Origin of the sequence: Streptomyces sp. DG1A-41 (genome assembly GCF_037055355.1) — a bacterium.
GTDB lineage: Bacteria > Actinomycetota > Actinomycetes > Streptomycetales > Streptomycetaceae > Streptomyces.
Window position 1 is genome coordinate 7,381,440 of the sequence record NZ_CP146350.1, and the last position, 25,088, is coordinate 7,406,527.

Consider the following 25,088-nt stretch of genomic DNA (forward strand, 5'->3'; position numbering starts at 1 on the left):
GTTAGCACAGGAACGCTACCGCGCACGGTGCTGGCTGACAGCGCTGTCTCACCAAGTTCTTGCCTTCTTACCACGGTTCGACGCATTGACTTCCCGACAGGGCACTCCTAGCGTGCAAGCGTTGTCTCGACAGGTTCGAAGTCGCCCCGGAGGGACGCCTCTCATCCGCTGTGACCTGCTGTTTTTATCAGCGGAATGCCGTGGCAACGCAATCTCATGACCAAAGCCATTCCGGGGGAACGGACACGACTTCGGTACGTCACGACCAGGAGAGACAGTGAAGACCAGCACCGCCAGAGCGATTCAGTGTTCCGCAGCGCTCGCCGCCGCCGGACTCCTCCTCACCGCCTGCGGCTCGTCCGGCGGCAGCGGCTCCGGACAGTCCGCGCAGGCGGCGCCGGTGTCGTTCAAGGGCCGCGGCCCCATCACGTACGTCGCCGGCAAGGACACCACCGGCACCGTCCAGACGATCATCAACCGCTGGAACAAGGCGCACCCCAAGGAGAAGGTCACCTTCATCCAGCTGCCGACGGACGCCGACTCACAGCGCCAGCAGATGATCCAGAACGCGGAGACGAAGTCCGACGCCTACACGGTGCTCGCCACCGACGTCGTGTGGACGTCCGAGTTCGCCGCCCACCAGTGGATCGAGCCGCTGCCCGCGAACCAGTTCCCGCTCGGCAAGATGCTCCAGCCGGTGGTGCAGACCGGCCAGTACCGCGGCAAGCTCTACGCCGTCCCCGCCAGCTCCAACGGCGGCCTGCTGTTCTACCGCACCGACCTGCTGAAGAAGGCGGGTGTGACCCAACCCCCCGGCACCTGGGCCCAGATGACCGCCGACTGCGCCAAGGTGCAGAAGCTGCCCGAAGCGAAGAACATGTCCTGCTACGCCGGGCAGTTCCAGAAGTACGAGGGCCTCACGGTGAACTTCGCCGAGGCCGTGAACTCCGCCGGCGGCCAGATCACCGACGCCGGCGGCAAGCCCGACGTCGACACCCCGCAGGCCAAGAAGGGCCTGGACTTCCTCGTCCGCTCCTTCAAGGACAAGACCATCCCCAAGGAGGCCATCACCTACCAGGAGGAGGACGGCCGCCAGGCGTTCCAGGCGGGCAAGCTGATCTTCCTGCGCAACTGGCCGTACGTGTACTCCCTGGCCCAGAAGAGCGCCATCAAGGGCAAGTTCGCCGTCGCGCCCCTGCCCGGCCTGAACGGCCCCGGCGCCTCCAGCCTCGGCGGCTCGAACCTGGCCCTGTCGTCCTTCGCCAAGAACAAGGCCACGGCACTGGACTTCATGAAGTTCTTCACCAGCGAGGAGAGCGCCACCTACTTCCTCAAGAACGCCTCCCTCGCCCCGCCCTACGCCGACCTCTACGACAACGCGTCGCTGGACAAGCAGTATCCGTACCTGCCCGACCTCAAGCAGTCGATCACGAAGGCCGTGCCGCGCCCGCGCGTCGTGCAGTACGGCGACGTGACCGCCGCGATCCAGAACGAGGTCTACGCCGCGCTCACCGGAAAGAAGAGCAGCGCACAGGCGCTGAAGGACCTCCAGACGGACCTCCAGAAGCTGACGGCGCAGTGAGGCCGCGGGTCATGGCCGACACCGCGATCCCGCCCGACACCGCCCCCTACGCGCCCGGGTCGGGGGCCGCCCGCCGCCCCGGGCGGCCCCCGGCCCCCGAGCGCCCCCGGCGTCCACGCGTCCGGGCCACCGCGGGCACCGGCCGCCTGGCCGCGATCCTGGTCTCCCCGACCCTGCTGGTGCTGACGATCGTCGTGCTCTACCCGACGCTCATGGCCCTCGACGAGTCCCTGTACGGGCCGAAGGGCCTGGACCCGAAGACCGGGTTCATCAGCAACACCGAGCCGTTCGTCGGGCTGAAGAACTACACGGACATCTTCACCCAGGCCGGCGACCGCTTCTGGAACGCCTTCTGGAACACCACCTTCTTCACCGTCGTCACGGTGTCGCTGGAGACCCTGATCGGCGTCGCCATGGCGCTCATCATGCACCGGGCCTTCCGGGGCCGGGCCGTGGTGCGGGCCAGCATCCTCGTGCCCTGGGCGATCCCCACGGCCATCTCCGGACTGCTCTGGAAGTGGATCTTCAACGCCGACGGGATCGCCAACGTCCTCCTCGGCCACCAGGTCCTGTGGACCGCCGACGGCTTCTCCGCCAAGATCGCGGTCGTCATCGCCGACGTGTGGAAGACCGCCCCCTTCATCGGGCTGCTCGTCCTGGCCGGCCTCCAGGTGATCCCGAAGGAGGTCTACGAGGCGGCCCGGCTCGACGGGGCGAGCGCGCTCCAGCAGTTCTGGCGCATCACCCTGCCGCTGGTGAAGCCCGCGCTGCTGGTGGCGGTGCTGTTCCGCTGCCTGGACGCGCTGCGGATGTTCGACCTGCCCTACATCCTCATCGGCGCCCAGAAAGGCTCCGTCGAGACGCTGTCGATGCTCGCGCAGAACGAGGCGTCCAACGTCCGCTTCGGACCGGCCTCCGCGTACGCGGTCCTGCTCTTCCTCTACGTCTTCCTCATCGCGCTCGCCTTCGTCCGGCTGCTCGGCGCCGACCTCATCGGGGGCGCCGGCGGGACGAAGAAGCGCAAGAGCCACGCGGTCGGGGTGCCGCGCCGCCGCGTGCGGGAGGTGACGGCATGATCCTCACGGCCAAGTGGCGGCAGTGGCTGCCCCATCTGGGCATCGCCGTGGTGGTGGCCTACTGCCTGGCCCCGTTCTACTGGATGCTGGTCTCCAGCCTCCGCAGCACCGGCGACATCTTCAGCACCTCGCTGTTCCCCTCCCCGTTGTCGTTCGAGAACTACCGGTCGGTGTTCAGTCCGGCCCAGGGCTTCACCAGGGCGCTGCTCAACAGCCTGATCGTCGCCGGGATCACGACCGCGATGTCGCTCCTGCTCGCCACGTTCACGGCGTACGCGATGGCCCGGCTGGAGTTCCGTTTCAAGCGGCTGATCCTCACGCTGATCATCGCCACCTCGATGTTCCCGGTGGTCTCGATCGTCGTCCCGCTGCTGAAGCTGTTCACCGACATCGGCTGGATCAACACCTACCAGTCCATGATCGTGCCCAGCATGTCCTTCACGCTGCCGCTGGCGGTGTGGAACCTGACCACGTTCTTCCGGCAGATGCCGGACGAGCTCGAACACGCCGCCATGGTCGACGGCTGCACTCGCGGCCAGGCCTTCCGCAAGGTCATCGTCCCCCTCGCCGCGCCGGGCATCTTCACCACCGCGATCATCACCTTCATCGCCGCCTGGAACGAGTTCCTCATCGCCCTGTCGATGACCAACAAGCCGAGCATGCAGACCGCGACCGTCGCCATCTCCAAGTTCTCGGGAGCGACGACGTACCAGACACCGTTCGGCAGCCAGATGGCCGCGGGCGTCGTGGTGACCATTCCGCTGGTCGTGATGGTGCTGCTGTTCCAGCGCCGTATCGTCGCCGGGCTCACGGCCGGCGCCGCGAAGTAGACACGCCCCCACGCAAGGAGTCACAGCACGTGTCTTTCACCGCACCCTGGTGGCGCAGTGCCGTCATCTACCAGGTCTACATCCGCAGCTTCGCCGACGGAAACGGCGACGGCGTCGGCGACATCGCCGGCATCCGCTCCCGGCTGCCGTATCTGAAGTCGCTCGGCGTGGACGCCATCTGGATCAACCCCTGGTACAAGTCCCCCATGGCCGACCACGGTTACGACGTCGCCGACTTCCGCGCCATCGACCCGCGCTTCGGCACCCTCGCCGACGCCGAGCGGCTCATCACCGAAGCCCACGAGCACGGGATCCGCGTCATCCCCGACATCGTGCCCAACCACACCTCCGACCAGCACGCCTGGTTCCAGGCGGCGTTGGCGGCCGGGCCGGGCAGCCCGGAACGGGAGCGCTACGTCTTCCGGCCCGGCCGCGGACCCGACGGCACGGAACCCCCGAACGACTGGGTGTCCTGCTTCGGCGGCCCGGCCTGGACCCGGCTGCCCGACGGCGACTGGTACCTCCACCTGTTCGCACCCCAGCAGCCCGACCTCGACTGGCAACACCCGGAGGTGCGGGCCGAGTTCGAGTCGATCCTGCGGTTCTGGTTCAGCCGGGGCGTCGACGGCTTCCGCATCGACGTCGCCCACGGCCTGATCAAACACCCGGAGCTGCCCGACCTGCCGCCCCGCGCCGAACCCGCGGTGACGGGCCCGCTCACCCGCCGGGACGAGATACGGCAGCACCTCGACCATCCGCACTGGGATCGCGACGAGGTGCACGAGATATACCGCGCCTGGCGCAAGGTCGCCGACGAGTTCCCCGGCGACCGCTCCTTCGTCGCCGAGGCCTGGGCCGACACGCCGGAGAGGCTGGCGGCCTACGTCCGCCGCGACGGCCTCCACACCGCCTTCAACTTCGACTTCCTCATGTGCGGTTGGGACGCCAAGGACCTGCGCGCGGTCATCGACGACTCCCTCACCATGCTCGGCGCGGTGGGCGCCCCGGCCACCTGGGTCCTGTCCAACCACGACGTCATGCGCCACCCCAGCCGTTACGGCCGCAGTGCCGCGCGGAGCTGGATGGCCAACGCGCGGTACGAACCCGACGGCGCCCTGGACCTCGACCTGGGTACCCGGCGTGCCCGGGCCGCCGCCCTGCTGATGCTCGCCCTGCCCGGCGGCGCCTACGTCTACCAGGGCGAGGAACTCGGCCTGCCCGAGGTCGAGGACCTGCCCGAGTCCGCCCTCCAGGACCCGATCTGGGAACGCTCAGGGCACACGGACCGAGGGCGCGACGGCTGCCGCGTCCCGATTCCCTGGTCGGGCCGGGCGGCCCCCTACGGCTTCAGCCCCGACGACGCCACGGCCGAGCCCTGGCTGCCGCAGCCTTCCGACTGGGCCGGACGGAGCGTCGAGGCCCAGACCGGTGACGCGACCTCGATGCTGGAGCTCTACCGCACGGCCCTGCGCATCCGCCGCGACCACCCCGCCCTCGGCGACGGCGCGATGACGTGGCTGGACGCCCCCGAGGGGGTGCTGGCCTTCAGCCGCGAGCCGGGTTTCGTGTGCGTGGTCAACCTCTCCGCCGAGCCGTACGAACTGCCCTCGCACTCCGAGCTTCTCCTGGCCGGCGGCCCGCTCGAGAACGGCGTGCTGGGGCCCGACCAGGCGGTGTGGCTGGCGGTGCGGCGGAGCTCCTAGGCTGGGCCTATGGCTCGCACGGCGGAGGAGATTCCCGTCTCGCTCACGGTCCGGCCGTCGGCGCCGGCACTCGCGCCGCTGATCGGTGCGCTCGGCTGTGCCGAGGGACGGTTCGCGCACTCCGCCGAGCTGTCCCTGCCGACGGGCGGGGCGCAACTGCTGGTGAACCTCGACGGGGACGCCCTGGGCACCTCGGACAGGCGGACCCGGGGTGCGGCTCTCCAAGGGCCGTACACGGAGCCGGCGGTGATCGACCCGGCGCAGCAGCGTGCCGTCGTATGGGTGGCGTTCCGTCCTGCGGGGGCGTATCCCTTCATCCCCACCCCGGTCAGCGCGGTCCGTGACCGACTCGTCGGGCTCGACGAGCTGTGGGGCACGGACGGTGCGGTGCTGCGCGAGCGGCTGCTGGAGGTTATGGCCACCGGTGGCCCGCACGCATGCCTGCGGGAGCTGGAGACGGCCCTGCTGCGGCGGGCGGCACGTCCCCTGGAACCCGACCCGGCGGTCCGTCTCGCCGCGGTGCTGCTCGACCGCGGAACGCCCGTGGGCGAGGTCGCCGACCGCCTCGGCTGGACCACCGGGCGGCTCGCTCGCAGGTGCGCCGAACAGCTGGGGCTCCCGCCGAAACGGTATGCGCGGGTACGGCGCTTCCAGCGGCTGCTGGGCCGGGTGAACGCCGGGCCCGGCGAGCCGGACTGGGCGGTCCTCGCCGCCGACTGCGGCTACCACGACCAGGCCCATCTGATCCACGAGTTCCGCGCGCTCGCCGGGATCACCCCGACCGCGTACGCGCCGCGCTCGCCCCTGGAACGCAACCACGTTCCGCTCGGCGGGTGACGGGCCCTGCCCGGCCGGCCGTTTTCTACAATCCACGGCCGCCCGGACCGGCGATCGTGAAGGCATGACGAACACAAGCGGCAAGCCGTCCCTCACCCGCCTCTACGCCCGGCTCGTCGTCTCCGACGGGCCCCGGGCGATCGACTTCTACCGGACCGCGCTCGGCGCCGAGGAGATCGAGCGGTACACCGACCCCGACGGGAAGATCGTGCACGCCATGCTGCGGCTGGGCGACGCGGTGATCGCGGTCAAGGACGCCGACGAGAGCGACCCGGCGCCGGACTCGCTCGGCGGCAGCCCGGTGATCATGGCCCTGGACGTGTCCGACGCCGACGCCGTGGCCGAGGCCATGCTGCGGGGCGGGGCGAGCGTGGTGTACCCCGTCGCCGACCAGCACCACGGGCAGCGCGGCGGCCGTCTCGCCGACCCGTTCGGCCATCTCTGGATGATCTCCCAGACGATCGAGGAACTGACTCCGGAGGAGATCCGGAAGCGCACGACCGATCTGTTCACCTGACGCGTTCGCCTGCCTGTCAACCCCTCGGCGATGTGAGGACGACCTCCTCGGCCATGTGACCACGGCCCGCCGCCGATGCGGCGTCGAACGTGCAGGATGCGGGCACCAAGGAGGACAGGCACCCGAACGACGGAGAGGCAGACGATGGTCGAAGCGGAACCGGAGCCCCAGCGGATCGGCATACCCGCCGAGTCCACCGCGGGCGAGACCAGGGTGGCGGCGACGCCGGCCACCGTGGGGAGACTCGCCGCACTCGGATACGAGGTGGTGGTCGAACCGGGGGCGGGAGCCTCGTCCCGCTTCTCCGACGCGGCGTACGAGGAGGCGGGAGCCCGGCTCGGCGACCCGTGGCAGGCGGAGATCGTGCTCAAGGTGAACGGCCCCTCCAGCGAGGAGATCGGCCGGCTGCGGGACGGGGCGACGCTGATCGCGCTCATCGGCCCCGCGCTGCACCCGGAACTGGTCGACGAGCTGGCGCGGCGGCCGATCACCGTGCTCGCCATGGACGCCGTGCCGCGCATCTCGCGCGCCCAGTCCCTGGACGTCCTCAGCTCCATGGCGAACATCGCCGGATACCGGGCCGTCGTCGAGGCCGCGCACGCCTTCGGCCGCTTCTTCACCGGCCAGGTGACCGCCGCCGGCAAGGTACCGCCCGCCAAGGTGCTGGTGGCCGGCGCCGGGGTGGCCGGACTCGCGGCGATCGGCGCCGCCCGCAGCCTCGGCGCCGTGGTCCGCGCCACCGACCCCCGGCCCGAGGTCGCCGAGCAGGTGCGCTCGCTGGGCGGGGAGTTCCTGACGGTGGGCGTCGAGCAGGAGGTGAGCACCGACGGCTACGCGCGGGCCACCTCGGAGGACTACGACCGGCTCGCCGCGCAGCTGTACGCCGAGCAGGCCGCCGACGTCGACATCATCATCACCACCGCGCTCATCCCGGGGCGCCCGGCACCGAGGCTGATCACCGCCGAGGACGTCGCGCGGATGAAGTCCGGCAGCGTGATCGTCGACATGGCGGCGGCCCAGGGCGGCAACGTCGAGGGCACGGTCGCCGGGAAGGCGGTCGTCACCGACAACGACGTGACGATCATCGGCTACACCGACCTGCCCGGCAGGCTCCCGGCCCAGGCCTCGCAGCTGTACGGCACCAACGTCGTCAACCTGATGAAGCTGCTCACCCCGGGCAAGGACGGCCGGCTCGTCCTCGACTTCGACGACGTGGTGCAGCGGTCGATGACCGTGGTCCGCGACGGCGAGAAGACCTGGCCGCCGCCCCCGGTCCAGGTGTCCGCCGCGCCCGCCCCCGCAGGCGGCACGGAACCGGCCGCGCCCCCCGCCCCGCCGGCGAAGCCCGCCCGCCCCGCGTGGTCCTCGTACGCCCTCGTCGGTGCCGGAGCGCTCGCGCTGTTCCTGGTGACGGCCTTCTCGCCGAGCCAACTCATCGGCCACTTCACGGTGTTCGTGCTGGCGATCGTCATCGGCTTCTACGTCATCGGCAACGTGCACCACGCGCTGCACACCCCGCTGATGTCGGTCACCAACGCCATCTCCGGGATCGTCGTGGTCGGCGCGCTGCTCCAGATCGGGCACGGGAACACCGCCGTCACCGTGCTGTCGTTCGCCGCGATCCTGCTGGCGAGCATCAACATCTTCGGCGGATTCGCCGTCACCCGCCGGATGCTCGGCATGTTCTCGAAGGGCTGATCACGGATGACCACAGTCACGGCCTCAGAAGCCGCCTACGTCGTCGCCGCGCTGCTGTTCGTCCTCAGCCTCGCCGGGCTCTCGCAGCACCGGACCTCCCGCTCGGGAGTCGTCTGGGGCATCGCGGGCATGGTCGTCGCGCTGGCGGCCACCGTCGGTCTCGCCTCGAAGAGCATCACCGCCACCGGTCTCGTGCTGATCGTCGTCGCCACGGCCGTCGGCGCGGGCATCGGGCTGTGGCGGGCCCGGGTGGTCGAGATGACCGGCATGCCGGAGCTGATCGCCATCATGCACAGCCTCGTCGGCCTCGCCGCCGCCTTCGTCGGCTGGAACGGCTACCTCGACGTCGACGCCGGGGGCCACGGCGGTGAGGAGCTCACCGGTTCGCTGCTCGGCATCCACCACGCCGAGGTGTTCATCGGGGTGTTCATCGGCGCCGTCACCTTCACGGGCTCCGTCGTCGCCTACCTGAAGCTCTCGGCGCGCATCAACTCCCGCCCGCTCACGCTGCCCGGCAAGCACGTCCTCAACGTGGGCTGCCTGGTCGCGTTCGTCGCGCTCACCGTCGCGTTCGTGGCACGGCCCCACATCGGCCTGCTCATCGCGGTCACCGTCATCGCCCTCGCCCTGGGCGCGCACCTGGTCGCCTCCATCGGCGGCGGTGACATGCCGGTGGTCGTCTCCATGCTCAACAGCTACTCGGGCTGGGCCGCCGCCGCCTCGGGCTTCCTGCTCGCCAACAACCTGCTGATCGTCACCGGCGCGCTGGTCGGCTCCTCCGGTGCCTACCTGTCGTACATCATGTGCAAGGCGATGAACCGCTCCTTCATCTCGGTGATCGCGGGCGGCTTCGGGACGCCGGCCGCGGCGGCCGACGACGGCGAGCACGGGGAGCACCGCGAGATCAGCGCGGAGGAGACCGCGGAGCTCCTGCGCGACGCCTCCTCGGTGATCATCACGCCGGGCTACGGCATGGCCGTCGCCCAGGCCCAGTACCCGGTCGCCGAACTGGCGCGCAAGCTGCGCGAGCGGGGCGTCGAGGTGCGCTTCGGCATCCACCCCGTCGCCGGCCGGCTGCCCGGGCACATGAACGTGCTGCTCGCCGAGGCGAACGTGCCATACGACATCGTCCTGGAAATGGACGAGATCAACGACGACTTCGCCGCCACCTCGGTCGTCCTGGTCATCGGCGCCAACGACACCGTCAACCCGGCCGCCACCGACAACCCGGCCAGCCCTATCGCCGGAATGCCGGTGCTGCACGTGTGGGAGGCGGCCGACGTGGTCGTCTTCAAGCGGTCCATGGCCGCCGGGTACGCGGGCGTGCAGAACCCGCTGTTCTTCCGGGAGAACACCCAGATGCTCTTCGGCGACGCCAGGCAACGGGTCGAGGACATCCTGCGCGGCCTGGACGCCCTCGACACGCCCGTCCCGGAGATGGCCGGCACCACGCGCTGAGGGAGACGCCTGGGGCAGACCGGGCAACGGTCGCAGATGAGGCGCCACCCGTGCTGTTCGCACCCGGGTGGTGCCTCATCGGCGCGCCGGGCCTCCCCGTGGCTGACCCGGGTACGCAGGTGCGTGCCTCGGCCATTCGGCCGGAGCACCTGGGCTGCCGCCGCACCGGCCCCCGGCCGTTCGGCCGACCGCCCACCGGCGGACGGGACCCCCGGGACACGCGGAAGGCCGGCCCGGTGCCGGGCCGGCCTGCTCTGTGACGCCCCCTCTCACGGGGAACCCAGAGCGATCAGTCCGTGCCGGAGTCCATCGCGGCGCGGTCCAGCCACGCGTCCTCCTCGGAGACCGCGCCCCGGGAGGCGATGGCCTCGGCGCCGCCCTGCGGCAGCTCCGGCATGGTGCCGATCAGCCCGGTCGCGGCCGCCTGGGAGGCGCCGATGGTCGGGCTGCCGGTGCCGATCAGGCCGATGCCGGCGTACTGCTCGAGCTTGGCGCGGGAGTCGGCGATGTCAAGGTTGCGCATGGTGAGCTGGCCGATCCGGTCCACCGGGCCGAACGCGGAGTCCTCGGTGCGCTCCATGGACAGCTTGTCCGGGTGGTAGCTGAAGGCCGGGCCGGTGGTGTCGAGGATCGAGTAGTCCTCACCGCGCCGAAGCCGCAGCGTCACCTCTCCGGTGACGGCCGCGCCGACCCACCGCTGGAGCGACTCGCGGATCATCAGCGCCTGCGGGTCCAGCCAGCGGCCCTCGTACATCAGCCGACCGAGCCGCCGTCCCTCGGTGTGGTACTGGGCGAGGGTGTCCTCGTTGTGGATCGCGTTGACCAGACGCTCGTACGCGGCGTGCAGCAGGGCCATGCCCGGGGCCTCGTAGATGCCGCGGCTCTTGGCCTCGATGATCCGGTTCTCGATCTGGTCCGACATGCCCAGGCCGTGCCGGCCGCCGATGGCGTTGGCCTCCATGACGAGGTCGACGGGCGAGGAGAACTCCTTGCCGTTGATCGTCACCGGGCGGCCCTGGTCGAAGCCGATCGTCACGTCCTCGGTGGCGATCTCGACCTCGGGGTCCCAGAACTTCACGCCCATGATGGGCTGGACGGTCTCGACGCCGGTGTCCAGGTGTTCCAGGGTCTTGGCCTCGTGCGTGGCGCCCCAGATGTTGGCGTCGGTGGAGTACGCCTTCTCCGTGCTGTCGCGGTAGGGCAGCCCGTGGGCGAGCAGCCACTCCGACATCTCCTTGCGGCCCCCGAGCTCGGTCACGAAGGCCGCGTCCAGCCAGGGCTTGTAGATCCGCAGGTGCGGGTTGGCCAGCAGGCCGTAGCGGTAGAACCGCTCGATGTCGTTGCCCTTGAAGGTCGAACCGTCGCCCCAGATCTGGACGTCGTCCTCCAGCATCGCCCGGACCAGCAGCGTGCCCGTGACGGCACGGCCGAGCGGCGTGGTGTTGAAGTACGCCCGCCCGCCCGAGCGGATGTGGAACGCCCCGCAGGTCAGCGCGGCCAGGCCCTCCTCGACCAGCGCGGCACGGCAGTCGACCAGACGCGCGATCTCGGCCCCGTAGGTCTTGGCGCGGCCGGGCACCGACGCGATGTCGGGCTCGTCGTACTGGCCGATGTCGGCGGTGTAGGTGCAGGGGACGGCGCCCTTGTCGCGCATCCACGCGACCGCGACGGAGGTGTCGAGACCGCCCGAGAAGGCGATGCCGACGCGCTCGCCGGCGGGCAGGGAGGTGAGGACCTTGGACATAGAAAGAGTATGTATCACTTTGCATAGTCATGCAAGCCGGGTGCGTGGAATCGCTCTCCCTGCCGTTTCGGCTCAGGAACTCTCCGAGCCGGGCTCTGCGAGCGCCCCCAGAATCCGCTCCGCCGCCAGCGTCGGTGTCAGCTCGCCCTCCCGGACCTGCTGCTCGAGGACCGGCGCCAGTGCCCGCACCGCCGGGTCGGCCCGCAGCCGGCCGAGGAGTTCGTCGCGGACCATGGTCCAGGTCCAGTCGACCTGCTGGTCGCGGCGCTTGGCGGTGAGGCGGCCGGTGGAGTCCAGCAGCGTGCGGTGCTGTTCGAGACGCTCCCACACCGTGTCCAGGCCGCTCGACTCACGCGCGCTGCAGCTGAGCACGGGCGGCGTCCAGAAGGCGTCCTTGCCGTGCATCAGCCGCAGGGCGCCCGCCAGCTCCCGCGCGGCGGCACGGGCGTCACGCTCGTGCGGCCCGTCCGCTTTGTTCACGGCGATCACGTCGGCCAGTTCCAGGACGCCCTTCTTGATGCCCTGGAGCTGATCGCCCGTACGGGCGAGGGTGAGCAGCAGGAAGGAGTCGACCATGTTCGCGACCGCGGTCTCGGACTGCCCGACGCCGACCGTCTCCACGAGGATCACGTCGTAGCCCGCCGCCTCCATCACCACGATCGACTCGCGGGTGGCCTTGGCGACCCCGCCCAGCGTGCCCGCGGTGGGGGAGGGGCGGACGAACGCCGCCGGGTCCACGGCCAGCCGTTCCATGCGCGTCTTGTCGCCGAGGATCGAGCCGCCGGTACGGCTGGAGGACGGGTCGACGGCGAGTACCGCCACCCGGTGCCCGAACCCTGTCAGCATCGATCCGAAGGCGTCGATGAACGTCGACTTGCCCACGCCCGGCACCCCGCTGACTCCGATCCGCCGGGCCCGCCCGCTGTGCGGCAGCAGCTCGGTCAGCAACTCCTGGGCCAGCGCCCGGTGCTGAGGGCGGGTCGACTCGACGAGCGTGATGGCCCGGGCGATGATCGCCCGCTTCCCGTCGAGTACGCCCTTCACATACGCGTCGACATCGATCACAGGTCGTGCCCGAGTCCGTCCGACAGTCGCTTCACCAGGTCGTACGCCGCGTCCGGGATCACCGTCCCCGGCGGGAAGACCGCCGCCGCGCCCATCTCCAGGAGCGTCGGCACGTCCTGCGGCGGGATCACCCCGCCGACCACGATCATGATGTCCTCACGCCCCTCCTCGGCGAGCTGCTCGCGCAGGGCCGGGACGAGGGTGAGGTGACCGGCCGCCAGCGAGGAGACGCCGACGATGTGCACGTCCGCCTCGACGGCCTGCCGGGCCACCTCGGCCGGGGTCTGGAACAGCGGGCCGACGTCCACGTCGAAGCCGAGGTCGGCGAAGGCGGTCGCGATCACCTTCTGGCCGCGGTCGTGGCCGTCCTGGCCCATCTTCGCGACCAGGATGCGCGGGCGGCGGCCCTCGGCCTCCTCGAAGTCGGAGACCAGTGCTCGGGTGCGGTCCACGGACGGGGACTCCCCTGCTTCGTTGCGGTACACGCCGGAGATCGTACGGATCTGGCTGGCGTGCCGGCCGTACACCTTCTCCAGGGCGTCGGAGATCTCCCCGACGGTCGCCTTCGCGCGGGCCGCGTGCACCGCCAGCTCCAGCAGGTTGCCCTCGCCCGCGGCGGCCCGGGTCAGCGCGTCCAGCGCGTCCTGGCACGCCGTCTCGTCCCGCTCCGCCCGCAGCCGCCGCAGCTTCTCGATCTGCTGGGCCCGCACGGAGGAGTTGTCGACCTTCAGGACGTCGATCTGCTCGTCGCTGTCCACGCGGTACTTGTTGACGCCGATGACCGGCTGCCGCCCGGAGTCGATCCGGGCCTGCGTGCGGGCCGCGGCCTCCTCGATGCGCAGCTTGGGGATGCCCGCGTCGATGGCCTTGGCCATGCCGCCCGCCTGCTCGACCTCCTGGATGTGCTGCCAGGCCCGCCGGGCGAGGTCGTACGTCAGCCGCTCGACGTAGGCGCTGCCGCCCCACGGGTCGATCACGCGGGTCGTGCCGGACTCCTGCTGGAGCAGCAGCTGCGTGTTGCGGGCGATGCGCGCCGAGAAGTCGGTGGGCAGGGCGAGCGCCTCGTCGAGGGCGTTGGTGTGCAGCGACTGCGTGTGCCCCTGGGTCGCCGCCATCGCCTCGACGCACGTGCGCGTCACGTTGTTGAACACGTCCTGCGCGGTCAGCGACCAGCCGGAGGTCTGCGAATGGGTGCGCAGGGACAGGGACTTGGCGTTCTGCGGGTCGAACTGCCTCACCAGCTTCGCCCACAGCAGCCGCGCCGCCCGCAGCTTGGCGACCTCCATGAAGAAGTTCATGCCGATCGCCCAGAAGAACGACAGCCGGGGCGCGAACGCGTCCACGTCCAGGCCGGCTTCACGTCCCGCCCTGATGTACTCCACGCCGTCCGCGAGCGTGTACGCCAGCTCCAGGTCGGCCGTCGCACCCGCCTCCTGGATGTGGTAGCCGGAGATGGAGATGGAGTTGTAGCGCGGCATCCGCTGCGAGGTGAAGGCGAAGATGTCGGAGATGATCCGCATCGACGGCTTCGGCGGATAGATGTAGGTGTTGCGGACCATGAACTCCTTGAGGATGTCGTTCTGAATGGTCCCCGCCAGCTTCTCCGGCGGCACGCCCTGCTCCTCGGCCGCCACGATGTACAGCGCCAGCACCGGCAGCACGGCCCCGTTCATCGTCATCGACACGGTCATCTTGTCCAGCGGGATCCCGTCGAACAGCTGCCGCATGTCGTAGATCGAGTCGATGGCCACGCCCGCCATGCCGACGTCACCGGTCACGCGCGGGTGGTCACTGTCGTAACCCCGGTGCGTGGGCAGGTCGAAGGCGACCGACAGGCCCTTCTGCCCGGCCGCGAGATTGCGCCGGTAGAACGCGTTGGACTCCTCGGCCGTGGAGAAACCGGCGTACTGGCGGATCGTCCAGGGCTGGTTGACGTACATCGTCGGGTACGGGCCCCGCAGATACGGCGCCGCGCCCGGGTACGTGTCCAGGAAGTCCAGGCCCTCCAGGTCACGCCCGGTGTACAGCGGCTTGACCGCGATGCCCTCCGGGGTCTCCCAGAGCAGGTCGTCACCGCCGGAGGCGTTCTTGACCGCCGTACGCCACTCGTCGGGGCCGCCGTCGCAGGCCGGGCTCCCCAGCTCGATACCGGAGAAGTCGGGGACGGAACGGTCGGAGGGGACGGTCATCAGGACACTCCCATGCGGTCGAGGGTCGCGGAGAGCACGGCCACGGCATCGCAGCCCGCGAAGACGTACGCGTCGACACCGGCGTACTGCCCGGGACGGCCCGCGAGGAACACGTGCGAGGCGCCGGCCGATCGCAGTTCGGTGGCCACCTGCGCCGCCTTCTCCTCGTACAGCGCGTCGCTGGAGCACAGCACGGCCTCGCTCGCGCCGCTGTCTTCGAAGGTGCCCTCCGTGACGGGCTCGATGCCGCCCGCCTGGAGAAGGTTCGAGGCGAAGGTGAGGCGTGCGGTGTGGGCGGTGGCCGGGCCGATCGCGGCGAGGAAGATCCGGGGCCGGGAGCCGGTCTTCGCGAGGTGGGCGTCGGAGCGGGCGCGCAGCGCCTCGTACTCCTCGTCGCGGCGCACCCGCGGCAGCCCGCCGGACGGCGGCTCGGGTGCGCTCTCGCGGACGACCGGCTTCTCCGCGAGGTACGGGAACTCGCTGACGCCCGTGACGGGTTCGCGTCGCGTGGCCAGCTTCCGGCGGCGGGCCTGCCAGGTGTCGGCCAGGTCCTGCGCGAGGTCCCCCGACCGCAGGGCCGCAGCCATGCCGCCGAGCCGCTCGGTACGCCGGAAGAACTCCCAGCCCGCGTGGGCGAGTTCGTCGGTGAGCCGCTCCACGTACCAGGAGCCGCCCGCCGGGTCGATCACCCGGGACAGATGCGACTCCTCGATGAGGATCGTGGAGGTGTTGCGGGCGATACGGCGCGCGAACGCGTCCGGCAGGCCGAGGGCGTGGTCGAAGGGCAGCACGGTGACCGAGTCGGCCCCGCCCGCCCCGGCGGCCAGCGTGGCGATGGTCGTGCGCAGCATGTTCACCCACGGGTCGCGGCGCGTCATCATCACCGGCGATGTCACGACGTGCTGGAGCTGTGCCCCCGCGCGCGGTGCCCCGCAGACCTCGGCCACCCGCGACCACAGCCGGCGCGCGGCCCGCAGCTTGGCGATCGTGAGGAACTGGTCGGCGGTCGCCGCGTACCGGAACTCCAGCTGCGCACAGGCGTGTTCGACGTTCAGTCCGGCCTCGGTCAGATTCCGCAGATACGCCACGCCCGTGGCCAGCGAGCAGCCCAGCTCTTGGGCGGCCGAGCCGCCGGCCTCGTGGTAGGGCAGCGCGTCCACGGTCAGCGCCCGCAGCCGCGGGTACCCCTCGGCACACAGCCGCGCGAGCTCCGCCGCCGGAGCGACGTCGGCCTGCTTCCCGGTCCGGGCCTCCTGACCCAGCGGATCCGCGCCCAGATTGCCGTGCGCCGCCTCCCGGGCGACACCGCGCTCCTGGTACAGCCTCAGCAACTCCCGCGCGGCGGTCCCGGTGTCACGCCCCGCGTCGAGGACGACGGGGGCGAGGTCGAGAAGGACGCCGTCGAGGACCCGGCCGAGCTCCGGCGCCGGAATGCCGCCTTCCCCCACTGTCAGCCACAGGGAGGTGACGCCGTTCTCCAGATCCGCGAGCACCGCGCCGTTGTCGGCCACCGTGTGCCGTTGCCGTACGTCCCAGCCGCCGAGCGTGTTCCCCTCGGCCCGGCCGCCCCGCACGAAGGGTGCGAATCCGGGCAGGCCCGGCTCGGGCGCGGTGTCGTGCGCGGTGTAGAGAGGCCGGGTGCGCAGCCCGTCCTCCAGCGCGGTGGACAGGGCTTCCTCGGCCTCGGCGCCCTCCACTTCCTTGCCCGACTTGCGCAGCACGCCCGCCACAAGGCGCTGCCACTGCTCATGGGGCACATCAGGGAACTCGCCGGCCAGCTCAAGCCCGTCGTCAGGCAGGACCGTCATGCTCGGATGCTAGGACACCGACACAGAGGAGCAGCAGTGGGCGAGCCTGTGACCTTGCCCTCGCCGTTTCTGTGATCCCGATCTCCCCTGCGGGGAGAGATTTTCACAGGGTAACCGGACAGGGAGCAGCCTCCGACAGGGAGCCGCCCTACGACAAGGAGCGTCCACGCCATGGGTACCGCCGTCCACGTCCCGCAGACCCGGGACATGATCGGAGACGAGCTCTCCGGCGACGAGGCGTTCACCGCCCTGCGCCACTACGGAGGGCTGCGGCTGCTGGCCGACTCCTTCGCACGGTTCCGTTACGCGGACGGCTTCACCAACGCGCGGGCCCTCGCCTTCCAGGTGGTGCTCGGGCTGGTCCCGTGCACCGTGGCGCTCGTCGGGCTGGCCACGTCGGTGCACACGGAGGGCGTGGGCCGGGTCATCGAGCTCACGCTCGGCCGGATCGTGCCCGGTGCCAGCGCGCAGGTCGTCGAGGACGCCTTCGAAGGGACGCGGCGCACCGCGCACGGCGATGTCTGGGGCACGCTCGCCCTGTGGCTCGGTCTGGGCTTCGCGCTGCTGAACCTCGCCTCGGCCATGGGCCAGATCGAGCGCGGCGCCAACCGTATCTACGGCATCGAGCGCGACCGTCCCTTCCCGCGCAAGTACGGGCGGGCGATCCTGCTCGCGTTCGCCGCCGGTCTGCCCCTGGTGCTGGGGTTCGTCGTCCTCGTCGCCGGCGAGGCCGTGGGCGACGCCGTGGCGGACTCGGCCGGCTGGGCGGGCAGCGGGTCGCGGTGGTGGGGTGTGCTCGACATCCCCGTGGGGCTCGCGCTGGCGTGGGTGGCCTCCGCCGTGATCTTCCGCTGGTCGCCCCGCCGTGTCCAGCCCGGCTACACCTGGCTGGCCTTCGGCTCGGCCGTGCATCTGGTGCTGTGGGTGTCGGCCACCGGGCTGCTCGCGCTGTACGTCGAGGAGAGCGGTGCCTTCGGCGCCGTGTACGGGCCGCTGACCGCCTTCATCGCCCTGCTGCTGTGGGCCAACCTCACCGCCGTCGCGCTCTTCCTCGGCATCGCGTTCGCCGCCCAGCTGGAGGCGGCCCGCGCCGGCATCGAATCAGCCGTCCAGCCGGACCCCGGACCCGGCGCGTGAGCCCGGACGCCGGCCGAGCAGCCGCGGCGTCCTCAGCGGCTCGCCGCAGCGGTCACCGTCGCGGGGTCCACCCCGGTCAGTTCGACGATGCGGTGCGGTGCCACGCCGGCGGCCAGCGCGCGTCCGATCAGGCCGTCCCGCCCGTCCGCGCAGTCGCGGTAGGCGAGCAGCTCCTCCTCGACCCGGGCGAGCGGCTCCGGTGCCAGCCGGTGGCCGACCCGGCTCAGTTCCTCGTCGCTCAGCGGGACGGGCAGCCGTTCCGCCCCCTCGGGAATGGCCGCCGTCTCCTCCGGCGGCAGCAGGCGCAGGTGCGGGGAGGCCGGCGTGCTTCCCTGAGCGTCCAGCCACGCGCGTACCGCGGGAGTCTCCATGCAGGCGAGCTCCCCGACGGCGGCGGGGGCCACGCCGAGCCGCGCGGACGCGTCGTCAAGCAGGAACAGGCAGGCGTCGTCGGTCATCCTCGGCTCCTTCTCAACTGGGGGATCGACGTCCCATTACCCCGCCGCGCCCGGATTACCGCCGGCTCCGGGAGTCTCGGCCGTTGCGGCCAGAGCCTGTCCGCGACCCCGGCTACCGTGCCCGCATGACGAACACCAAGCGGAGCGTCACCCGCACGGCACCCCGCCTCGGTACCCGGGCCCTCAACCGCGCCACCCTCGACCGGCAGCTGCTCCTGCGCCCGGCCGGGATCTCCGCCGCCGCGGCCGTCGAGCACCTGGTCGGCCTCCAGGCGCAGAACGTCAAGCCCCCGTACTACGCGCTCGCCGCCCGTCTCGACGATTTCGCCCCCGAGGCGCTGTCCCGGCCGATGGCCGACCGCGAGGTCGTCCGGATCGTCACGATGCGCTCCACCATCCACACCCACACCGCGGACGACTGCCTCACCCTGCGGCCGCTGGTGCAGTTCGCCCGGGACCGGGAGCTGACGAACTTCCGCAAGGGACTCGCCGGTGTCGACCTGGACCGGCTCGCCGCCCTCGCCCACGACCTCGTCGAGACCGAGCCCCGCACCATGAAGCAACTGCGCGAGGCCCTGCTCCAGGAGTGGCCGGACGCCGACCCGCAAGCCCTTGCCGTCGCCGCCCGGTGCCGTCTCCCGCTCGTGCAGGTGACCCCGCGCGGCCTGTGGGGCAGGAGCGGGCAGGTCTGCCTGACCACCGCCGAGCACTGGCTCGGCCGTCCCACCGGACCGGCCGCCACGCCCGACGCGGTCGTCCTGCGCTATCTCGCCGCCTTCGGCCCGGCCTCCGTACGGGACATGCAGACCTGGGCCGGACTGACCCGCCTGCGCGACGCCTTCGAACGCCTCCGCCCGCGACTCGTCACCTTCCGCGACGACAGCGGCACCGAGCTCTTCGACCTCCCCGACGCCCCGCGCCCCGACCCGGACACCCCGGCCCCGCCGCGCTTCCTGCCCGAGTTCGACAACCTCCTGCTCTCCCACGCCGACCGCACCCGCGTCGTCCCGCCCGAGTACCGGGGCCGCTCCTGGCAGGGAAACATCGCCCACTGGCGCGCTCCTGGTCGACGGGTTCCTCGCGGGGTTGTGGCGACTGCAGGAGCGGGCCCTCGTCATCGAGCCCTTCGGCCGGCTCACCAGGACCCAGCGGGACGAGGTCACCGCCGAGGGGGAGCGGATGCTGCGGATCATGCACCCGGAGACGCCGTACGACATCCGCTTCGGCGTCGTACGGAGCTGAGCGGAGCGACGCCTCAGTCCGCCCGGCCCGTCACCGCCACCGTCACGCCCAGGCCGATCATCGTGCAGCCGCCCGCACCGCCGATCAGCGACAGGCGACGGTCCGACCGGGCGAACCACGCGCGGGCCGCCGACGCGGTCAGGCCCCACAGCGTGTCCGTGACGAGGCCGATCGAGATCGGTACGAGGCCCAACAGCAGCATCTGCGAGGGCACATGGCCGGCCGAGTGGTCCACGAACTGCGGCAGGACGGCGGCGAAGAACACCACGCCCTTCGGGTTGGTGACGCCGACGAGGACCCCGTCCAGCAGCGTCCGGAGATCCCCGCGAGCCGGCCCCGCCGACCGGGTGCCGATCTGCGATGCCTTCAGTTCCCCACGGCGGCGGAACGCCTGCACACCCAGATACAACAGATACGCGGCACCCGCCAGCTTCACCGTCAGATACACCGTCACCGATCGCTCGACCAGCGAGCCGAGCCCGACCGCGACCGCCACGACCAGCAGGTAGGAGCCGACCACGTTGCCGAGGGCCGTCGCCACGGCGGTGCGGCGGCCGTGGGCGAGGGCCCGGCCGATGACGAACAGGACGCTGGGCCCCGGGATCACGATGACCAGGAGCGACATCACGGCGAAGGCGAGGAGACGGTCGGCGGAAACCACGAGCATCACTCCCATCCGCCGCCATTCAAGCACCCGAACCCGGCCGGCGGCATGGAGAGATGGAGAGGGGGCGTTGCGGGCCGCTCGTGGAGGCCCGCAACGCCCCCTGGTATTTCACCTGAGGGGTGCTCAGGAGCTGTGCCCGGTTACGAGTTGACCTGCGTCGTCACCAGGTTGGAGAAGGTGGTCAGCCGGGTGTAGATGCCCGGGTAACCGGCCTGGGCGCAGCCCTCGCCCCAGGAAGTGATGCCTGCCAGGACGCCCCCGATGAGCAGGGGGCCGCCGCTGTCGCCCTGGCAGGTGTCCACGCCGCCGGAGGTGTATCCGGCGCACACCATGTCGCTCCGCACGAAGTCGGAGCCGTAGGAGCTGCCGCAGCTGGAGTCGGACACGGTCGGTACGGTCGCGGTGCGCAGCTGGTTGGAGGCGCTGCCGCCCGAGGAGGTGGTGCCCCAGCCGAGGATGCGGGCGGTGGTGCCGGCCGCGTACACCGAGGTCTGGGAGGAGGAGACGTACTTCGCCGGCGTGTACGGCATCGACGTCGACAGCGTCAGCACGGCCACGTCGTCGCCGTTGGTGACGTCGGTGTAGCTCGGGTGGATCCATATCTTGCTGACTCTGCTGACTGTGCCGTTGGTGCCGTTGCGGTAGGTGCGGCCACCGACGACGCGCACGCTGCCGGTGGTCTCGCCGACCATGCAGTGGGCGGCGGTGACGACCTTCGTGGGCGAGACCAGCGTGCCGCCGCAGAACTGGGTCTGCGAGGCGTCCGTGATCTGCATGACGAACGGGTACGCGGTCGTCGTGGTCGTGGTACCGCCGACGATCGGCTGGGGCGCGGCGACGGCGGAGGGAGCGGCGAGCAGCGCGGTCGCGGCGGCGGCAGCGGTCGCCGTGGCGACGGCGGCGGCCTTCTTGGCACGGTTGAACCCGAACATGGGTCTCCTCGGGGAGTTGCCGGTGGGGGGTCGCGCGGGTGTGGTCGTGCACGGTGACCCTGACGCCGTTGTTCGGATCTCCGTGTGCCCGGCGAGCGGCACGCGACAAAGCTAGAGCCCGGCAGCATGGGCTCCCAATGAGGGAACCCCCTAAGGGAGTTGGGCAGGGTAAACCCTCGGTCCGGCCTCTTGAAACCTGGTGGGAGCGGGCGGGGTCAGGTCGTGCGGCGGCCCGCCGCCAGCCGGACGATGTCCACCCGCGAACGGATCCCCAGCTTGCGGTAGACCCGGGTCAGGGTCGCCTCGACGGTCTTGACGCTGATGAACAGACGGGCCGCGATCTCCCGGTTGGTCGCGCCCTCCATCACCAGCGAGGCGACCTGACGCTCCATCGACGCGAGGCCCTCCAGCGCGTCGAGCGCGACGGGCGGCGCCACGGAGGCGGGCTCCACCGCCGCGGGACCGGCCGCGTCGACCTGCCGCAGCCAGGGCAGTGCCCGGCAGCGCCGGAACAGCCGGGCGGCCTCGTCGTACGACGCCGGTCCCGGCAGGGGAGTCCCGCCGCTGCGGGGGGAAGCGGCGGCCTGGGTGCGCAGGCGGGCCAGCGCGAAGGCGGCCCGCGCCTCCTCGAGGCCGTAGCCGAGCCTGCCGAGCCGGTCCTGAACGGACGTCAGCCGGACCAGAGCCGCCTGGTGTTCGCCGCGTGCCGCGCGCACCAGCGCCTCGGCCCGGTCGAGGACGGCGAGCACGCTCTCCCGGCCCAGCCGCAGCGCGTGCACCCGTGCCGTGTCGATGACGTCCTGGGCCTCGCCCGGTTCGCCGACGCGGACCAGGGCCTCGGCGAGGTCGCCGTGCCAGCGGCCGCGCGCCGGGTCGTTGATGCCGAGGCCCTGCTCCAGCTCCCGCACCCGGCGCAGCGAACGGACCGCGCCCGCCGGGTCCCCGGCCACCAACTGGGCGTAGCCCAGCGCCGCCAGGGCGCGGGACAGGTACATCTGGTCGCCGTCGACCTCGGCGTGGTCGGCCGCCTCACGGGCGAGGGCCAGCGCCCGGTCGACGTCCCCGGCGGAGGCCTCCGCGAGGGAGGCGAGCATGGCGGAGGCGCCCTCGCCGATCCCGGAGTCCCGGGCGAGCCGCAGGCTCTCGCGGGCCAGGTCCAGGGCCCGGCCGCAGTGCCCGGAGCGCAGTTCCGTGTCGGCGAGGAAGCGCAGGAAGTGCACCTCGCTCTCGACCATGCCGCGCCTGCGCACCTCGCGCAGCAGGGCGGTGATGGTCGCCCGTGCCTCGGGCAGCTGGTCGCTCATGATCAGCCAGCGGAACCGGGCCGAGCCGGCGCCGTTGTGATGGCAGGCCACATACGGGTCCTGGGGTTCCCTCAGCGCCCGTTTGACGGTCTCGGGGGCGCCCGGGTGGCCCATCAGGGTCTCGGTGGAGGCCTGGAAGGACAGCGCCATCAGCTCGGTGCGCCGGTCCTCGCCGCGGGCGGCCAGCTCCGCCGCGTGCGCGGCCTCCTGGCGGGCCTCGGCGAAGTCGCCCTCGACGACCAGGCCGCGCCAGGCCAGCTGGTAGTGAACGAGGGCGAGCAGCCGCGGGTCGTCGCCCGCGTCGGCCAGGACCTGCGGGAAGACGGCGTCGACCTCGCCGAGCGCCTGCCCGGCCGCCTCGATGACCACCATCCAGGCCCGCACCCGCTCGCCCGGCACGGTGGCCCGGGTCAGCACGTCCCGGGCGATGTCCCGGGCTAGGTCGGCCTCGCCGGCGGTGATCGCGTCCTCCGCGGCCTGGAGCCGCCGCTCGTCCGGGCCGGGCGTGCTGTCCGCCGGGGTGTGCCGGGCCGCGAGCAGCCCGAGCGAGGCGGCCACGGACGGCGCCCCGCGGTCCCGGGCCAGCGCGGCGGCCTCGGCGAGCCGGGACGCCACCTCCGGGTCGGTGCCGCTGGTCGCCAGGGCCAGGTGCCGGGCCCGCTCGATCGGGTCGGAGGCCGCCGTGGACAGCGCGGCGTGCACGGCCCGCCGCTCTCGCGCCGGGGCCTCCGCGTACAGCGCGGCCGAGATCAGCGGATGCGCGAACCGTACGGCGGGACCCTCCGCCTCGGTCGCCAGCAGCCCCAGCGCCGCGGCCTGGGCCGTCTCGGCCTCGGCGTGCTCCCGGCCGGCCGCGTGCAGCAGCGCCAGCGTGGGACGGGCACCGGCGCTGGCCACGAGCAGGGTGCGGCGCGCCTCGTCGGACAGCATCTCCAGCCGGCTCAGCACCAGCGCCCGCAGTGAGGTCGGCACGGGCAGGGGCTCGCCGGGCCGGGGCCGGGTGGGGCTCTCGGCGAGGGCGCGGCCCAGTTCCAGCGCGAAGAGCGGGTTGCCGCCGCTGGTGCGGTGGATGTCGCGGATCGTGGAGCGGGACAGGGGGGTGTAGCCGCGGTGGTCGAGCAGCCTGGAGATTTGCGTACGGGACAGCGGACCCAGCCGGACGGCGAGCGTGTCGGGTGGGGACGCGCGTAGATGGCGGTCGTACTCCTGGCCCTCGGTCCGCACCGCGCACAGCATCTGCACGGGCGTGTCACCGAGCCGGCGGGCGGCGAAACCGAGCAGTTCGGCGCTGGCGGCGTCCAGCCACTGGAGATCGTCGGCGACGACGAGCACCGGGCCCTTGGCGGCGAGGGTGCGCAGCGCCGACAGCACGGCGAGGCGCAGCGCGAGCCCGTCCCGCTGGAGGGTGGACTCGCCGCGCCCGGTGAGCGCGGACTCCAGGGCGGTGCGCTGGGCGGCGGGCAGCGCGCCGGAGACCTCGTCCAGGACCAGGCCGAACAGGTCGGCCAGCGCCAGGAAGGGCAGGTGGGATTCGGACTCGGTGGCCGAGCAGCGCAACACGGTCCGGGCCGCACCGGCGTAATCCGCTGCCAGCGCCCGCAGGACCGTCGATTTTCCAATTCCCGCGGGCCCGTGGAGCAGCACACTGCCGCCTCGGCCGAGCTGTTCACGTGCCGACGTGAACAGGTCCTCCCGGCCGATGACCACGTCGGGGCGGCTCCTGGGCGGCTCCTGGAAGTCCCGTCGCACGGTCACCGCTCCCCTCCGTGTGTCGTGTCCTGGCCAATATTAGGCAACAGCCCTTTGAATTTCGGACGGACGGCGTGGTGAGGCAAACAACAGCGGAGGTCCGCGCGCGAATTCACTGGTCTCCCGAATGCGGCGGAACACGACGGTGGCGCCCGGTAGGGAACCCGTCAGCATATCGAACGGGTAAGGGTAACGGAAAACATCGCAAACTTACGGCAACCATCCCGCCCGGCGCGCGGCGACCACGGCCTCGCCCCTGGTCCGGGCCCCCAGCTTCCGCATGGCCGTCCGCAGATACGCCTTGACGGTCTCGGGCGTCACGCCCAGCCGCTCGGCCGCGACCGCGTTCGTGGCCCCCGCGGCGACGCACGCCAGCACGTCCACCTCCCGCGGCGCGAGCCGGACCCGGTCCGACGGGGCGGACTCGGCCGTCAGCAGGGCACACGCGTCGAGCAGCTCGGCCCGCAGCCCGGGATCCGCGATCTTCGGGGCCAGCGCCCGCAGCGCCGCGTGCGCCTCCCGCACCTGCTCCCGTCCCGCGCCGGCCCCGCCCTCGGCGGCGAGCGAGCGGGCCTCCTCCCGCACGACCAGCGCCCGCTCCACGTCCCGCGCCGCCTCGACGGCCTCGTCCAGCATCCGCCCGCCCAGTGGCAGGGCCGTGCGCAGCGCCCCGTACAGCACCCCGCGCACCGAGTGCCGTACGACCACCGGCACGGCCAGCACCGAGCGCAGCCCCTCCACCGCCACCGGGGCGTCGTACTCGTGGCTGATCTGCCGCGACACCGAGTAGTCCGTCACCACGCACGGCCGGACGAGCACCACCGTCTTGCCGCCCAGCCCGTTCCCCGGCGTCACCACCAGCGATCGCAGGGCGTGCGTGGCCGTGCCGCTCAGTTCGCTGATGCGCATCTGCCGTCCGGCCTCCATCAGGCCGCCGAAGGCGACCGGAAGGCCGGTGGCGCGCCGCAGACGGAGCAGCGCGTTGCGAATCTCGACCGCCTCGGACGCGTCTGCTGTCACCTGCTCGCCCCTTCACTACGGCTCCTGCGCGGCGCACCCCCCGTTCGGGGGTAGTGAGACCTGCATCACGGA

Annotated in this window: 18 protein-coding genes and 1 pseudogene; 10 read left to right on the forward strand and 9 right to left on the reverse strand. The window is 71.8% G+C overall.

The genetic code is table 11. The annotated features are described in order from the left end of the window. The first annotated feature begins 277 nt into the window (after positions 1-277). The 8 genes from V8690_RS34365 to pntB all read left to right on the forward strand — a co-directional run bounded on the left by V8690_RS34365 (position 278) and on the right by pntB (position 9,701). Entirely contained in the window at positions 278-1,582 is a 1,305-nt protein-coding gene (locus tag V8690_RS34365) for an ABC transporter substrate-binding protein (protein ID WP_338783968.1), read from the forward strand. 11 nt (positions 1,583-1,593) lie between these two features. Beyond that, positions 1,594-2,658, forward strand: a complete 1,065-nt coding sequence (locus tag V8690_RS34370; RefSeq protein WP_338783969.1) for a sugar ABC transporter permease — start codon at positions 1,594-1,596, stop codon at positions 2,656-2,658. Then, a complete protein-coding gene (locus V8690_RS34375) occupies positions 2,655-3,488 on the forward strand; it encodes a carbohydrate ABC transporter permease (RefSeq protein WP_338783970.1) in 834 nt (277 codons plus the stop codon). Before V8690_RS34370 ends, V8690_RS34375 begins: the two co-directional genes overlap by 4 nt. Before the next feature lie 29 nt (positions 3,489-3,517). Beyond that, positions 3,518-5,191, forward strand: coding sequence for a glycoside hydrolase family 13 protein (locus tag V8690_RS34380; protein WP_338783971.1), 1,674 nt, complete (start codon positions 3,518-3,520; stop codon positions 5,189-5,191). A 9-nt stretch (positions 5,192-5,200) separates the two neighbouring features. Beyond that, complete coding sequence (locus V8690_RS34385; RefSeq protein WP_338783972.1) at positions 5,201-6,028, forward strand: AraC family transcriptional regulator; 828 nt, start codon at positions 5,201-5,203, stop codon at positions 6,026-6,028. 64 nt (positions 6,029-6,092) lie between these two features. After that, on the forward strand, positions 6,093-6,545 hold the full coding sequence (locus V8690_RS34390; RefSeq protein ID WP_338783973.1) for a VOC family protein: 453 nt from the start codon (positions 6,093-6,095) through the stop codon (positions 6,543-6,545). Positions 6,546-6,689: 144 nt separating this feature from the next. Further along, positions 6,690-8,243, forward strand: a complete 1,554-nt coding sequence (locus V8690_RS34395) for a Re/Si-specific NAD(P)(+) transhydrogenase subunit alpha (RefSeq protein WP_338783974.1) — start codon at positions 6,690-6,692, stop codon at positions 8,241-8,243. A gap of 6 nt (positions 8,244-8,249) precedes the next feature. After that, positions 8,250-9,701: a Re/Si-specific NAD(P)(+) transhydrogenase subunit beta gene (gene pntB, locus V8690_RS34400; protein ID WP_338783975.1), complete on the forward strand. Its 1,452-nt coding sequence runs from the start codon at positions 8,250-8,252 to the stop codon at positions 9,699-9,701. A gap of 289 nt (positions 9,702-9,990) precedes the next feature. Here the strand turns inward: pntB and argG are convergent, their stop codons facing one another. From argG to V8690_RS34420, 4 genes are all read right to left on the reverse strand, one after another. Beyond that, positions 9,991-11,445 carry an argininosuccinate synthase gene (gene argG / locus V8690_RS34405; RefSeq protein ID WP_338783976.1) on the reverse strand — a complete coding sequence of 485 codons (1,455 nt, stop codon included), beginning with the start codon at positions 11,443-11,445 and terminating at the stop codon, positions 9,991-9,993. A gap of 72 nt (positions 11,446-11,517) precedes the next feature. Further along, positions 11,518-12,510 carry a methylmalonyl Co-A mutase-associated GTPase MeaB gene (meaB, locus tag V8690_RS34410; protein ID WP_338783977.1) on the reverse strand — a complete coding sequence of 331 codons (993 nt, stop codon included), beginning with the start codon at positions 12,508-12,510 and terminating at the stop codon, positions 11,518-11,520. Then, complete coding sequence (gene scpA / locus V8690_RS34415; protein ID WP_338783978.1) at positions 12,507-14,699, reverse strand: methylmalonyl-CoA mutase; 2,193 nt, start codon at positions 14,697-14,699, stop codon at positions 12,507-12,509. The genes meaB and scpA overlap by 4 nt, the downstream gene beginning before the upstream one ends. Further along, positions 14,699-16,507 (reverse strand): methylmalonyl-CoA mutase subunit beta, encoded by a 1,809-nt coding sequence (locus tag V8690_RS34420; protein WP_338783979.1) that lies wholly within the window; start codon positions 16,505-16,507, stop codon positions 14,699-14,701. Before V8690_RS34420 ends, scpA begins: the two co-directional genes overlap by 1 nt. A 171-nt stretch (positions 16,508-16,678) precedes the next feature. Here V8690_RS34420 and V8690_RS34425 point away from each other — a divergent pair, with 171 nt between their 5' ends. Next, complete coding sequence (locus tag V8690_RS34425; RefSeq protein WP_338783980.1) at positions 16,679-17,644, forward strand: YihY/virulence factor BrkB family protein; 966 nt, start codon at positions 16,679-16,681, stop codon at positions 17,642-17,644. A gap of 32 nt (positions 17,645-17,676) precedes the next feature. Here V8690_RS34425 and V8690_RS34430 read toward each other — a convergent pair whose 3' ends face one another. Further along, positions 17,677-18,102, reverse strand: a complete 426-nt coding sequence (locus V8690_RS34430) for a DUF6003 family protein (RefSeq protein WP_338783981.1) — start codon at positions 18,100-18,102, stop codon at positions 17,677-17,679. A gap of 125 nt (positions 18,103-18,227) precedes the next feature. On the opposite strand from V8690_RS34430, the pseudogene V8690_RS34435 reads away from it, so the two are divergent. Next, positions 18,228-19,344: pseudogene (locus V8690_RS34435) on the forward strand (winged helix DNA-binding domain-containing protein). A 13-nt stretch (positions 19,345-19,357) separates the two neighbouring features. On the opposite strand, the gene V8690_RS34440 reads toward V8690_RS34435, so the two are convergent. The 4 genes from V8690_RS34440 to V8690_RS34455 all read right to left on the reverse strand — a co-directional run bounded on the left by V8690_RS34440 (position 19,358) and on the right by V8690_RS34455 (position 25,016). Continuing rightward, entirely contained in the window at positions 19,358-20,005 is a 648-nt protein-coding gene (locus V8690_RS34440; protein WP_338785550.1) for a LysE family translocator, read from the reverse strand. Positions 20,006-20,151: 146 nt separating this feature from the next. After that, on the reverse strand, positions 20,152-20,943 hold the full coding sequence (locus V8690_RS34445) for a serine protease (RefSeq protein ID WP_338783982.1): 792 nt from the start codon (positions 20,941-20,943) through the stop codon (positions 20,152-20,154). Between the two features lie 215 nt (positions 20,944-21,158). Continuing rightward, entirely contained in the window at positions 21,159-24,002 is a 2,844-nt protein-coding gene (locus V8690_RS34450; RefSeq protein WP_338783983.1) for an AAA family ATPase, read from the reverse strand. A 204-nt stretch (positions 24,003-24,206) separates the two neighbouring features. Further along, complete coding sequence (locus V8690_RS34455; RefSeq protein WP_338783984.1) at positions 24,207-25,016, reverse strand: helix-turn-helix transcriptional regulator; 810 nt, start codon at positions 25,014-25,016, stop codon at positions 24,207-24,209. Between the last annotated feature and the right edge of the window lie 72 nt (positions 25,017-25,088).